This is a genomic window from Rathayibacter sp. YIM 133350 (assembly GCF_037404875.1).
GTDB lineage: Bacteria > Actinomycetota > Actinomycetes > Actinomycetales > Microbacteriaceae > Orlajensenia.
Genome location: NZ_JBBELO010000033.1, coordinates 153594 through 166378, shown reverse-complemented (window position 1 = coordinate 166378; position 12785 = coordinate 153594). Strand labels below are relative to the sequence as shown.

Genomic DNA, 12785 nt, shown 5'->3' with positions numbered 1-12785 from the left:
CAGCAGCCTAGGAACGGCGGCGCGGATGCCGCTGCGCGATCGGGCCGGCAAAGGTGCAGACGCCCGAATGCAGGATCAGCGGCACGGCGAACCCATATCTGGCTCACCGTGCCGTTCGTCCTGCAGATCGACCGAATCAGCCGTTCGACGCGGCGAGGAGCTGCTGGACCTGCTCGCGGCTGATGCCTCCGCCCGGAAGCGGGAACGCGAGCAACCGGCCGATGGGGAACGAGGCCATCATCTTGAACATCGACGGGTCCGCGATGAGCCCTGCGGCTGCTCCCTCTCCCCCGGCGAGCGCCTGCAGAACGACGGGGCCGGCCACCGGATGCGCGAGGATCTCGCCGACGGAGGACTCCATCGTGAGCGGCACGCTCGCCGTGTCGCCCTGCACCTCGACCGACGCCGTCGAGCGGATGTCGCGGCTGGATGCCCCGACCTCGATGACGTACGTGCCACCCTCGACGAGCCAGCGCTCGACCCGGGTGTCCCAGTAGGCGAGGTCGTCGCGGTCGATGACCACCTCGACGTCGGCCGTCTCGCCGGCGGCGAGGGCGACCTTCGCGAAGCCTTTCAGCTCGCGCGGGGCGCGCACGACGGCCGACGACGGCAGCGAGGTGTAGACCTGCACGACCTCGGCGCCGTCACGCTCACCCGTGTTGGTCACGCTCACGCGCACGCGAATGCCCTCTTCGGATGCGGTGGCCGTCGCATCGGAGTAGGCGAAGCTCGTGTACGAGAGGCCGTGGCCGAAGGGATAGGAGACTCCCGCATCCCGGGCGTCGTACCAGCGGTAGCCGACGAAGAGGCCCTCCCCGTAGCGCACGTGCCCGTGCTCGCCCGGGAAATCGAGGTAGGCGGGCGAGTCCTGCAGGCGCACGGGAATGGTCTCGGCGAGCCGGCCCGATGGATTGACACGACCGAAGAGCACGTCGGCGACCGCACTGCCGCCGGCCTGACCGAGCAGCCAGCCCTCGACGATCGCCGGCACCCGGTCGGCGAACCCCGACAGGCGCACGACACCGCCGTTGGAGAGCACGACGACCGTGTTCGGGTTCGCCGCGATCACGCCCTCGAGAAGAGCCAGCTGCTCGGCAGGCAGTTCGATGTCGTCGCGATCGAAGCCCTCCGACTCCTGCTCGGCGGGAACGCCCAGGAAGAGCAGCACAACCGCGGCATCGCGCGCCGCGCTCACGGCCGCCGCGGTCAGCTCGTCGGAACCCGAGCCGTCGCTCCCGTAGCCCGCCGCGAAGTCGACCGTGCCGGCGAGCTCGCGGATGGCGTCGAGCGCGTTGTCGAGCCGGGTCGGGTTGATCAGCGACGAGCCCGCGCCCTGGTACCGCGGCGTGCGGGCGAGCTCGCCGACGACCGCGATGCGCTCGTCGCCGGCCAGGGGCAGCAGAGGACCCTCGTTCTTCAGCAGCACGACGGATGCGGCGGCCGCCTCCCGCGCGAGCGCGTGGTGGGCCTCGGCGTCGTACGCGGCGTCGGCATCCGCTGCCGCCACCGCCGAGCGCACGAGCGCAACGACCCGCGTCGCCGCCGTGTCGACGACCGACTCTTCGAGGCGTCCGTCCCTGACCGCCGCGACGATCTCAGCATCCGTCACCCCGTTCGACGAGGGCATCTCCAGGTCGAGGCCCGCGACGAGAGCCGCGATGCGGTCGTTGACGGCGCCCCAGTCCGAGACCACGAGACCCTCGAAGCCCCACTCATCGCGCAGCACCGTGTTCAGCAGCCACGGGTTCTCCGACGAGTAGACGCCGTTGATGCGGTTGTAGGAGCACATGACCGTCCAGGGTTGCTCGTGCGTCACCACGCGCTGGAAACCGCGCAGGTAGATCTCGCGCAGCGGTCGCGGGTCGATGTCTGCCGAGACCCGCATGCGGTCGGCCTCCTGGTTGTTCGCGGCGAAGTGCTTGAGCGATGCGCCGACGCCGGTCGACTGCAGGCCGCGCACGAGGGCCGAGCCGAGCACGCCGGAGATGAGCGGGTCTTCGGAGAGGTACTCGAAGTTGCGCCCGCACAGCGGCGATCGCTTGATGTTGATGCCCGGTCCGAGCAGCACCCCCACCTGCTCGGCGAGGGACTCCTCACCGAGGGCGACGCCGACCCGCTCCAGCAGTGCCGCATCCCAGGTGGAGCCGAGCGCAACGGCCGGCGGGAAGCAGGTTGCCGGAACACTGTCGCCGATGCCGAGGTGGTCCGAGCCGGCGCGCTGCTTGCGCACGCCGTGGGGGCCGTCGGTGAGCATGATCGAGGGTGCTCCGGGCACGTCCTTGGTCGTCCAGAAGTCGGCGCCGCTCAACAGCGAGGCCTTCTGTTCGAGGGTGAGGTGGGCGACGATCTCGGATGCGGTGGCCGCCGAATTGAGTGTGTCGGTCATTGTTCTCCTCAGGGTTGTTTCGATGGTGCGCCCCTCAGAGGGAGGAACGCCAGGGGTGGACGCGGAGTTCAGTGCACGTGGACGCCGAGGTCACCGCACGTGGACGCGGAGTTCAGCGCACGGCCTTGATGAACCAGACGGCGAAGGCGCCGAGGATCGAGAGCACGATGCCAACGGGGAAGAGCCCGACGTAGCCGAACGCGAGCACGATCGCGCCGGCGACCGCGGGGGCGAGCGTCTGCGGCAGCGTCGCTGCGATGTTCACCACGCCGAGATCCTTGCCGAACGAGGCCGATGAGGGCAGTACCTCGCTCATGAGCGCCTGGTCGACCGACTGGAAGATGCCGAAGCCGAGGCCCGATACCGCGGCGAAGATGAACCAGCCGTTCACCGTGGGCATCACCATCGGCACGACGAGGGTGACACCGACGAGCACCGACGAGATGAAGACGAAGACCTTGCGTCGGCCGAGCCGGTCGCTGAGGGGTCCGGATGCGACGGTGCCGACGATGATGCCGGCCAGGCTCACGAGACCGAACAGCGGAATCATGGCCGCCGCACCGTCATCGCCGAGCCCGATGTAGGCGGAGAGGATGAAGAGCTGGTAGCCGGTGACGGCGAAGTAGCCGGTGTAGAGCAGGAGCCGGCCCGTGAAGGCCCAGAAGAAGTCGGGGTGCTTCACCGGGTTCACCCAGAAGGTGCGCAGGAAATCGCCGAGCACGAACCGCTCGCGAGGAGCATCCGTGCTGGGGTGATCAGGATTGAACAGCACGAACAGCACGATCACGATGAGGGCGAGGCCCGCGAACAGCAGGTATCCGGCCGGGATGTTCTTCGCGAACATCGCACCGACGATCTGGCCCCCAAGGGCACCGAGCATGGCGCCCAGACCAGCAAGCGCCGAGAACGTGCCACGGGCACTTCGGGGCACGCGGTCGGGAAGGATCGCGCTCAGCGGCCCCTGCGTGAAGTTGTACGCGATCTGCACGATCGACCAGGCGATGGCGACCTGCAGGATGGTGCTCGCGCTTGCGATGCCCACGAGGGCGAGGCCGCCGACGAGCACGCCGGCCACCATCCACGGCGCACGGCGGCCGAAGCGGCTCCGCGTGCGGTCGGAGATGGTGCCCGCGATCGGCTGCGCGAGCATCGCGAGGAACGCCCCGACGGTCGAGACCACGGCGAGGCTGCCGACACGGTTCTCGGGGTCGATCGCGGTGATCTGCAGTGGCAGCAGCACGCCCGGGATCGCCCCCCAGAGGATGAAGATCGAGAAGTTGGCCGGGATGATCCAGCCGAGCAGGCGCCGGATCGTGCCCTTCACGAGCGGGCGCGGATTTTCGAGGCCTTCGGCTGCCTCCGGGGGAAGCGTGGCTGACGTCGTTGTCATGTGCGGGTGTCCTTTCGGGGACCTCGACGGTGAGGCCTGGCGAAAACAATACGGCGCTCGGTTTTCAATCTCAAGTGGCCTTCGGTTTACGATCGAGCCATGGCGGGACGGGGGCAGTATGCGAAGGGCGTCGCCAAGCGCGAGGAGATCCTCACGACCGCCCTCGAGGTGATCGCGCGCAACGGCTACCGCAAGACCTCCGTGCGCGAACTCGCCGATGCGGTCGGCCTCAGCCAGGCCGGCCTGCTGCACTACTTCTCGTCCAAGGAGGAGCTCTTCCAGGAGATTCTGCGCAAGCGCGACGAGCTCGACACGGTCTCGAGCGAGATGACCGACCTGCATTCCGGACTGGTCTCGCTCGTGCGGCACAATGCCAAGGTGCCCGGCCTCGTGCAGTTGTACGCCCAGCTCTCGACCGCGGCGACGGATGCCGACCACCCCGCCCACGAGTTCTTCCGGCAGCGCTACGCCACCCTGCGCGAGTACATCGCCCGCGACATCGCCGCTCGCCCCGAAGCCTCTAGCCTTCCCGCCGGCGTGGACGGCGCCAAGTGGGCGACCATCCTGGCCGCCGTCATGGACGGACTGCAGACGCAGTGGATGCTCGATCCCTCGATCGACATGGCCGCGCACATGGAGTACCTCGTGCAGATCGTCGGTCGGTCCGAGGCCGCGAACACCCGCTGATCCGACGGAGAGGATGCGATGACGCAGACCGAGGACCTCGTCGAGGTGGCCACCGCCGCGGGACGCGTGCGCGGGCGCTGGCGCTCGGGGCCGGGCGACGCTGCGCGAAGCGCGGCGTTCCTCGGCATTCCCTTCGCCGAGCCGCCCGTCGGCGACCTGCGCTTCGCCGCACCGGTGTCGCACCGGCCGTGGGACGGCATCCGGGACGCTCTCGAGTACGGGGCGACACCGCAGCGGGGCACCGCCGACGCCCCGACCATCATTCCCGAGCCGAGCGTGCCGGGCAGCTCCACGCTCAACCTGAACGTCTTCACGCCGCGCCCGACCACGGCGGATGCCGGGCTCCCGGTGCTGGTCTACATCCACGGCGGTGGATATACTGCGGGTTCTCCCGCGAGCCCCTGGTACGACGGGGCAGCCTTCAACCGCGACGGCGTCGTGACTGTCACGATCTCGTACCGCCTCGGATTCGACGGCTTCGGCGCCATTCCCGACGCCCCCGCCAATCGGGCGGTGCTCGACTGGCTGCTCGCCCTCGAGTGGGTGCGCGACAACATCCGTTCCTTCGGCGGCGACCCTCAGCGGGTGACGATCGCGGGCCAGTCCGCCGGCGGCAGTGCCGTGCTCACCCTGCTCGGCATGGAGCGGGCCCAGTCGCTCTTCAGCGCGGTGTACGCGATCTCGGCGCCACCCGCCGATATCGCGGCGACGGATGCCCGCGCGGCGAGCGAGCGGATGGCCGCTGCCGCGGGCGTACCGAACACCCTTGCGGGCTTCGCCGGGGTCGACGAGCAGCGGCTGCTGGAGATCCAGAAGAAGATCGGGGAGCCGGTCGCCGGAACCAACCCGCTCGACATCATGCGCAGCATGCTCGATGAAGGGCTCCCGTGGGCGCCCGTCGTCGACGGCGACCTCATCACTCGACCCACCCTCGACGCCATCCGGGCCGGTGTCGGCGCCGACAAGCCGCTCGTGCTCGGTGCCAACGACGACGAGTTCTCCATGATCCTCACGTCGGCCGCGGGCAAGCTGCGCTTCGTGCCGGCCGGCCTGATTCTCGGCAAGGCGGGCATGCCCAAGGCGGCGCGGCGGGCCTACCTCGCCGCCAATCGCGACCTGCCGGGAACCGCGCGCATCGTCGGGCGTTACATCACCGATCGGATGTTCCGGGCGTACGCCCTCGCGATCGCCGAGGCACGCGCGGCGGCCGCCGAAGCGGGCGGCGCGGCCGCGGGCACCTGGCTCTACCGCTTCTCGTGGTTCTCGCCGGTGTACGGGCTCGCGGTGCATTGCCTCGACGTGCCGTTCTTCTTCGACTGCCTGGACGCCGACGGGGTGGAGGCACTCGCCGGAGGGCACCCTCCCCAGCAGCTCGCCGACGAGATGCACGCCGCCGCCGTGGGGTTCGTGCGCAGCGGCGACCCGGGCTGGCGTGCCTTCGACGGCGAGAGCGAGGCGGCGCGTGTCTTCGACGTTCCGGCATCCACTCTCGACAGGGCCCTCGAGGCGACGCGCGCGCTCGTCTGAGGCGAGCGCCGAGCTGAGGAGGGGCGCGTGCGGCTCAGCGCACCCCGGCCATCAGGCGCAGCACCGGTCGGGTGAACACGGCGAGTATCGCTCCGAGCACGATCGCGATGCCGCCCAGCACGCCGAAGTACGCGACCTCGTTGTCGGCGGAGTAGAGCGTTGCGAGCTGGCCCGAGATGGCGGTGCCGAGGGCGACCGACAGGAAGAACAGCGCCACCATCTGCGTGTTGAACACGCGAGGGGCGAGTTTCGTCGTGACGGAGAGACCGATCGGCGAGATGAGCAACTCGGCCACGGTGAACACGAACAGGATGCCGATGATGGCCAGCAGCGGCGTCGAGTTCGGCCCGCCTCCGGCGAAGGGCAGGAAGAGCAGGAAGGCCGCGCCCATGATCATGGTGCCGAGCGCGAACTTGAGCGGCGTCGAGGGCTGGCGCGTGCCGAGCTTCGTCCAGACGGCGGCGAAGACGCCCGAGAGCACGATGATGAAGATCGGGTTGATCGACTGCACCCACGAGACCGGCATCTCCCAGCCGAGCAGGTCGCGGTTCAGCTTCTTGTCGGAGTAGATGGTGAGCACCGTGAACTGCTGCTGGTACAGCGACCAGAAGGCGACCGAGGCGATGAACAACGGGATGAACGCGAAGACGCGGGAGCGCTCGGTTGCGTCGATGTGCCGACTCGAGAGGATGACGATGAAGTAGGCGATGGCCGCGACGATGGTCGTGCCGATCACGATGAGTGCGAGGTTCTCCGCTCGGATGAGGCCGGTGAAGGTGCAGATGAGCAGCACGACGACGGCGGCCGCGGCGATGCCGATCGCCAGCGGCATCCGTTCGCGGGGCAGCGGATTCGCCACCCTGTGGGCCGCGGCGGGCAGGTGCTTGCGGCCGATGGCGTACTGGGTGAGGCCGATCGCCATGCCCACGGCGGCGAGGCCGAATCCCCAGTGGAAGCCGAGCGTGGTCTGCAGCAGGCCGGTGAGCAACGGGCCGAAGAACGCGCCGAGGTTGATGCCGAGGTAGAACAGCGAGAACCCGGCGTCACGGCGCGGATCGTGCTCGGAGTAGAGCGTGCCGACGACCGCGGTCGCATTGGCCTTCAGCCCGCCCGAACCCACGGCCACGAGGATGAGCCCGACGATCACGCCCGAGAATCCCGGAAGCAGCGCGAGGGAGATGTGGCCGAGCATGATGACGACGGCGCTGTAGAACAGCACCCGCTCGCTGCCGAGCAGGCGGTCGGCGATCCAGGCACCGAGGATGGTCGAGAGGTAGACACCACCGCCGTAGGCGCCGACGATCGCGGCCGCCGTGTCCTGCGGTACGTCGAGGCCCCCGCGCGTCGCCGAGTAGTACAGGTAAATGAGCAGGATGCCCTGCATGCCGTAGAAGCTGAACCGCTCCCACATCTCCACGCCGAAGACGGTCGCCAGCGACCGCGGCTGTCCGAAGAAGCCATGGTCGCGTGCCGAATCCACCGGCGGTTCTTCGTCAGCTGCGACGGAGTCCGGAACCCTGCTCACTCCGCCAGTGTCCCACGAATGGGGCACATCCGCGCGGCCGAGATTCTCCCGACAACGCACGATGGGGCCAGCCGCGACGACTGGTGACCCCTCCGCATCCAATCCCGATCGCATGGGACTCCGAACTTCTGGTGTGCGCCGTTCGGCGTACGAACGGCGCCGAGTTGGCGCAGCACACAAGGAGTGAAGCATGACGTCATCACCCAACCGCCTCGTCGGCACGATCTTCGGCGCGGTCTACCTGCTCGTCGGAATCCTCGGATTCTTCGTCACGGCCGGTGTCGGATTCATCGCGACGAAGGGCGGCCTGCTGCTCGGCATCTTCGAGGTGAACCCGCTGCACAACGTTGCCCACCTTCTCATCGGAGCCGCCCTTCTGATCGCCGGGCTGAGCGGCGTGCGAGCCGCCAAGGCGACGAATACGGTGGTCGGCGCGGCATACCTGCTGCTCGGCATCGTGGGCTTCTTCCTCGTCGGAACGATGGCGAACGTTCTGGCCCTCAACACGGCCGACCACTTCCTGCACCTCGCCAGTGCCATCGTGCTGCTCGGCGTCGGCCTGGCCGCCGACAAGGCGGAGCGTTCGCGCACCGTCACCGCCTGAGCGCACGCGACCATGATCTCGATGAGGGCCCAGCAGGCGCTGCCCGTGAAGGCGACGCCGGGGCAGGCGGCGACGGATGCGCCCGCAACGAGCGCCACGGCGACCACACCGTCGGCAGGGGCGCGAGCGCGGACGGTCCGAGCGACCTGGCCGCTTCTCGCGGCCCTCGGCGCCGGACTCATCGAGATCGCCGTCGCGGCGAGCGCACCTCCTCTTCTCGGGGCGTTGCTCGCCGCGCTCGGCGTCGCCTCACTGATCTGGGCGACGCTCGGCCTGCGTGCCGGACGGCTTCCCGTGCCACGGGTCGCGATGACGCTCGCCGCGGCGGCACCCGTGGCGTGGGTCGCCGCGGCGTTCACCTTGAGCGTCGTGGGAACCGCATCCGGCGCATCGATGTTGCCGGCACTGCCACTGGCGGCCGCCGTCGCGTTCGACCTCTTCGTCGCCCTGGAATGCGCCCGCATCGTGCGCAGCGGCGAACGGCCAAGCGCGGCGGACGGCTGGCGCCTGCTCGTCGGGCTGGCCGGCGGCGCCGTTCTGGTCGCGGCGCTGGCCACCCCCGCGCTGGCGGCGACGGATGCCGGTGGGCACCCGCACGACCACGGCGGAGTTCCCGGCGTCTCGGTGCCGCCGGGGCACCAGCACTGACGCAGCGAGCCCGCAGAATGTGTCGGAGCGGGCGACCCTGCAGAACTTGCGGGTTGCGGCGGGTCCGCACCCACCGAAACTGCGGGATCGTTGAGCCCACATCACCTGCGGGATCGGCGAACCCGCAGAATCTGCGGGTCGCGGCGGCTCATCACCCACCGAAACTGCGGGCTCGGCGTTAGGCACCCACCAGATCTGCGGGATCGACGCACGCAGCACCGACACAATCTGCGGAATCGGCGAACCCGCAAAACCTGCGGGTCGCGGCGGCTCATCACCCACCGAAACTGCGGGATCGATGAACCCACGTCATCTGCAGGATTGGCGAACCCGCAGAATCTGTTGGTCGCAGTGGGTGCACACCCACAGAAACTGCGGACTCGGAGTTCGGCACTCGCCCAAGCTGCGGACTCGCAGTCCGGCACCCACCGGAACTGCGGGCTCGGCATTCGGCACCCACCGGAACTGCGGGCTCAGGCGAGAGACCGGCCCGTAGACTCGTGGGGATGACTCCCCGGGACACCGCCGCCCGCGCGTTCCCGTGGCTCCTCGTCACCGGCATCGCGCTCGTGGCCCTCAATCTGCGCACGCCGATCATCGCGATTGCGCCGGTTCTGCGCGAGATCGAGCACGATCTCGGACTCACCCCGACGACGGCGGGCCTGCTCACGAGCATCCCGGTGCTGTGCTTCGCCCTGGCCACGCCGATCGCGACCGCGGTCATTCGGTGGACGGGGTCGGAGAGGGCGATCGTGTTCGCCCTGCTCGGCGTGTTCGCCGGCACGCTGCTGCGTTCCGCCGACGGCTTCCCGCTGGCTCTCGCCGGCACGGTCGTCATCGGGGTGGCGATCACGATCGGCAACGTCGTCGTCCCCGTCGTCATCCGCCGCGACGTTCCGCCGCACCGCGCACAACTCGTCACCGGCATCTACACGGCCATGCTCAACGTGGGGTCGATGCTCGCGACGCTGGGCACCGCTCCGCTCGCCGAGGTCGTCGGCTGGCGCTGGGCCACCGCGAGCTGGGCGGCGCTCGTGATCCTCGCTCTCGTGGTGTGGGGCGTGCACCTGCGACGGATGCCGCCGGAGGTGCCCGAGACCGGCTCGGTCACGACCGACCCGCCGGCATCCGCCTGGCGCACCCCGATCACCTGGCTGCTCGCTGGGGCGTTCTCGGCGCAGGCCTTCTCCTACTACGGCATGACGACCTGGCTGCCGAGCATCCTCTCCGACGAACAGGGCCTCGACGTCGTCTCCTCAGGGACCTTCTCGTCGGTCTTCCAGATCTCGGCGGTCATCGGTGCGCTCGGCGTGCCACTGCTGGGTGCGCGCACGCCGCGCTGGGTGCCGGCCGCGGTGATCGGCGTGCTCTGGGTGAGCCTTCCCGCCGGGATGCTGCTGGCGCCCAACGGATTCCTGCTCTGGTCCATCCTCGGCGGCATCGCCCAGGGCGGCGGCTTCACGGTCGTGTTCAGCATCATCGTGCGGGTCGCCCGCTCGAACCGGCAGGCCACCCAGATGTCGGCGCTCGTGCAGGCGGCCGGCTACCTCGTGGCCGCTCTGGCGCCGCCGTTGCTCGGCGCCGTGCATGAGGCGGTCGGCGGCTGGACGGCATCCATCACCCTCGTGCTCGTCTCGACGATCGCGTTCCTCGTGCTCGCGATCGCCTCGACGCTCCTGGCCGACCGCCTGCGCACGCGAACCCGCACCCCCTGACCTCGCCGACTTGCCACTTTTGGTGGGTTCGAGCGCGCGGGAACCCACCAAAAGTGGCACCTCGGCGGAGGGTGGGAAAGGGTTACGCGGCCGTCAGGTCGGCGAGCACGGCCTCGAGCTGGTCGACGGCCCAGTCCAGGTCGTCCTGGGAGACGACGATCGGCGGGGCCAGCCGGATGGTCGACCCGTGCGTGTCCTTGGCGAGCACCCCGCGCTCCATGAGCGCCTCGCAGACCGCACGACCCGAGGCGAGCGCGGGATCGATGTCGATGCCCACCCAGAGTCCGGCGCCCCGCACGGTGAGCACGCCTCGTCCGACGAGACCCTGCAGACGCTCGTGCAGGTGCGCACCGAGCACGCGCGCCCGCTCCTGCATCTCGCCGGTGGACAGCATCCGAACGACCGCCCGGCCGACGGATGCCGCGAGCGGGTTTCCGCCGAAGGTCGAGCCATGCTGGCCCGGCTCCAGAACGCCGAGCACGTCGCTGTCGCCGACCACGGCTGAGACCGGCACGATTCCGCCGCCGAGGGCCTTGCCGAGCAGGTACAGGTCGGGAACCACGTCGACCAGATCGCATGCGAAACGCGCTCCGGTGCGGCCGAGCCCGGACTGGATCTCGTCGGCGATCATCAGCACGTTGCGCTGCCGCGTGATGGCGCGCACGGCGGGCAGGAAATCGGCGGGCGGCACGACGATGCCGGCCTCACCCTGGATCGGTTCGACCAGCACGGCGACCGTGTTCTCGTCGATCGCCGCCTCGACGCCGGCGGCATCGCCGTACGGCACCGTGCGGAAGCCGGGCGTGTACGGCCCGAAGTCGGCGCGCGCGTCGGCGTCGTCGCTGAAGGAGATGATCGTGGTCGTTCGACCGTGGAAGTTGCCCGCCATGACGATGATGTTCGCCCGATCGCGCGCGACGCCCTTGACGCGGTAGCCCCAGGCACGGGCGACCTTGAGAGCCGACTCCACGGCCTCGGCGCCCGTGTTCATGGGCAGCACCATGTCCTTGCCGCAGAAGGCGGCCAGTTCGGCCACGAACGGAGCGAGCTGGTCGTTGTGGAAGGCCCTGCTGGTCAGGGTGATGCGGCCGAGTTGCGCGCGCGCCGCCTCGAGCAGCACGGGGTTGCCATGGCCGAAGTTGACGGCCGAGTACGCGGCGAGGCAGTCCAGGTAGCGACGGCCGTCCACATCCGTCACCCATGCGCCATCACCGGAGGCGACGACCACGGGAAGCGGGTGGTAGGTGTGCGCCGAGTGCTGCTCCTCCTCGCGGATGAGCGCCGCGGTGGCCGGGCTCACCGCGGTCGTGGGGCTCATGTGCAGGCTCATCGGCGCAGCTCCAGCGTGCAGCACTTCACGCCGCCGCCGCCGAGCAGCAGCTCGGACAGGTCGACGCCGATGGGGTTGTACCCGTGCTCGCGCAACTGGCGTTCGAAGTCGAGGGCGCGCTTGGCGATGACCACGTTGTAGCCGTCGCTGAACGAGTTGAGTCCGAGCACGGCGGCATCCTCATCGTTCACGAGGATCGCGTCGGGATAGCGCTGCTCCAGGATGGCGCGCGAGGCTTCGTCGAATGCCCCCGGCAGGTAGGCGACGTGCTCCTGGCCGGCGCGGCTGTCGAGCACGGCGAGCGCGGTGTCGAGGTGGTAGAAGCTGGGGTCGACGAGCCGCAGGCTGATGACGTCCTGGCCGAAGACCTCACCGAGCTCGGCGTGGCTCGCGGCGTCGCTGCGGAAGCCCGTGCCGGCGAGGATGGTGTCGCCGACGAGCAGGAAGTCGCCCTCGCCCTCATTGATGTGCCGCGGCTCGTGAACGCGCAGCCCGTTCTCGGCGAACCAGCGCATGTAGGCGGGCCCCTCGGGCTGGCGTTCCGGATGCGTGAACGAGGCCCCGTATGCGATGCCGTCGATGACCATGCCGCCGTTGGCCGCGTAGACCATGTCGGGCAGGCCGGCGATCGGGTCGATCAGCTCGACGTCGTAGCCGAGGCCGAGATAGGTCTCGTAGAGCGTCGTCCACTGGTCGAGGGCGTTCGCCGTGTCGGTCGGCAGCGCGGGGTCCATCCACGGGTTGATGCGGTAGACCACCGTGAAGTGCTCGGGGCGGCACATCAGCACGGAGCGGTGAAGAGGCGTGCGCGAGGGTTGCACAGGGGTCGTGAGCGTGTCGGTCATGGCCGTCTCCTTGCGGATCGAGGATGCGAGAAGTGGCGGACCAGGTCGTTCTCGTGAACCGGCTCACCCGCTGGAGGCTCGCCCGACGCCGTACCCAGTGTCACACGCAGGATGGCGGCATGTGCTGC

At 69.5% G+C, this 12785-nt stretch carries 10 protein-coding genes; 5 read left to right on the top strand and 5 right to left on the bottom strand.

All coding sequences use genetic code 11. The features are described from left to right. Window positions 1–136 precede the first annotated feature (136 nt). Both WDJ51_RS11260 and WDJ51_RS11255 read right to left on the bottom strand, forming a co-directional pair. The gene (locus WDJ51_RS11260) at window positions 137–2386 is read right to left on the bottom strand and encodes a glycoside hydrolase family 3 C-terminal domain-containing protein (protein ID WP_337852555.1); all 2250 of its coding nucleotides are present in this window, start codon (window positions 2384–2386) and stop codon (window positions 137–139) included. Between the two features lie 112 nt (window positions 2387–2498). Further along, on the bottom strand, window positions 2499–3776 hold the full coding sequence (locus WDJ51_RS11255) for an MFS transporter (protein WP_337852554.1): 1278 nt from the start codon (window positions 3774–3776) through the stop codon (window positions 2499–2501). Window positions 3777–3875: 99 nt separating this feature from the next. On the opposite strand from WDJ51_RS11255, the gene WDJ51_RS11250 reads away from it, so the two are divergent. Together WDJ51_RS11250 and WDJ51_RS11245 are read left to right on the top strand one after the other, a co-directional pair. Beyond that, window positions 3876–4463 carry a TetR/AcrR family transcriptional regulator gene (locus WDJ51_RS11250; RefSeq protein WP_337852553.1) on the top strand — a complete coding sequence of 196 codons (588 nt, stop codon included), beginning with the start codon at window positions 3876–3878 and terminating at the stop codon, window positions 4461–4463. Between the two features lie 18 nt (window positions 4464–4481). After that, the gene (locus tag WDJ51_RS11245; RefSeq protein WP_337852552.1) at window positions 4482–5990 is read left to right on the top strand and encodes a carboxylesterase/lipase family protein; all 1509 of its coding nucleotides are present in this window, start codon (window positions 4482–4484) and stop codon (window positions 5988–5990) included. 34 nt (window positions 5991–6024) lie between these two features. Here WDJ51_RS11245 and WDJ51_RS11240 read toward each other — a convergent pair whose 3' ends face one another. Beyond that, window positions 6025–7515 (bottom strand): peptide MFS transporter, encoded by a 1491-nt coding sequence (locus WDJ51_RS11240; RefSeq protein WP_443218488.1) that lies wholly within the window; start codon window positions 7513–7515, stop codon window positions 6025–6027. A 190-nt stretch (window positions 7516–7705) separates the two neighbouring features. On the opposite strand from WDJ51_RS11240, the gene WDJ51_RS11235 reads away from it, so the two are divergent. The 3 genes from WDJ51_RS11235 (at window position 7706) to WDJ51_RS11225 (ending at window position 10482) form a co-directional block, all read left to right on the top strand. After that, window positions 7706–8119: a DUF4383 domain-containing protein gene (locus tag WDJ51_RS11235; RefSeq protein ID WP_337852551.1), complete on the top strand. Its 414-nt coding sequence runs from the start codon at window positions 7706–7708 to the stop codon at window positions 8117–8119. Window positions 8120–8140: 21 nt separating this feature from the next. Beyond that, complete coding sequence (locus WDJ51_RS11230) at window positions 8141–8767, top strand: hypothetical protein (RefSeq protein ID WP_337852550.1); 627 nt, start codon at window positions 8141–8143, stop codon at window positions 8765–8767. A 506-nt stretch (window positions 8768–9273) separates the two neighbouring features. Further along, on the top strand, window positions 9274–10482 hold the full coding sequence (locus WDJ51_RS11225) for an MFS transporter (protein WP_337852549.1): 1209 nt from the start codon (window positions 9274–9276) through the stop codon (window positions 10480–10482). An 82-nt stretch (window positions 10483–10564) separates the two neighbouring features. Here WDJ51_RS11225 and rocD read toward each other — a convergent pair whose 3' ends face one another. Then, entirely contained in the window at window positions 10565–11800 is a 1236-nt protein-coding gene (gene rocD, locus WDJ51_RS11220) for an ornithine--oxo-acid transaminase (RefSeq protein ID WP_337852548.1), read from the bottom strand. An 8-nt stretch (window positions 11801–11808) separates the two neighbouring features. Next, window positions 11809–12657 carry a dimethylargininase gene (ddaH, locus tag WDJ51_RS11215; RefSeq protein ID WP_337852547.1) on the bottom strand — a complete coding sequence of 283 codons (849 nt, stop codon included), beginning with the start codon at window positions 12655–12657 and terminating at the stop codon, window positions 11809–11811. Window positions 12658–12785: the final 128 nt, after the last annotated feature.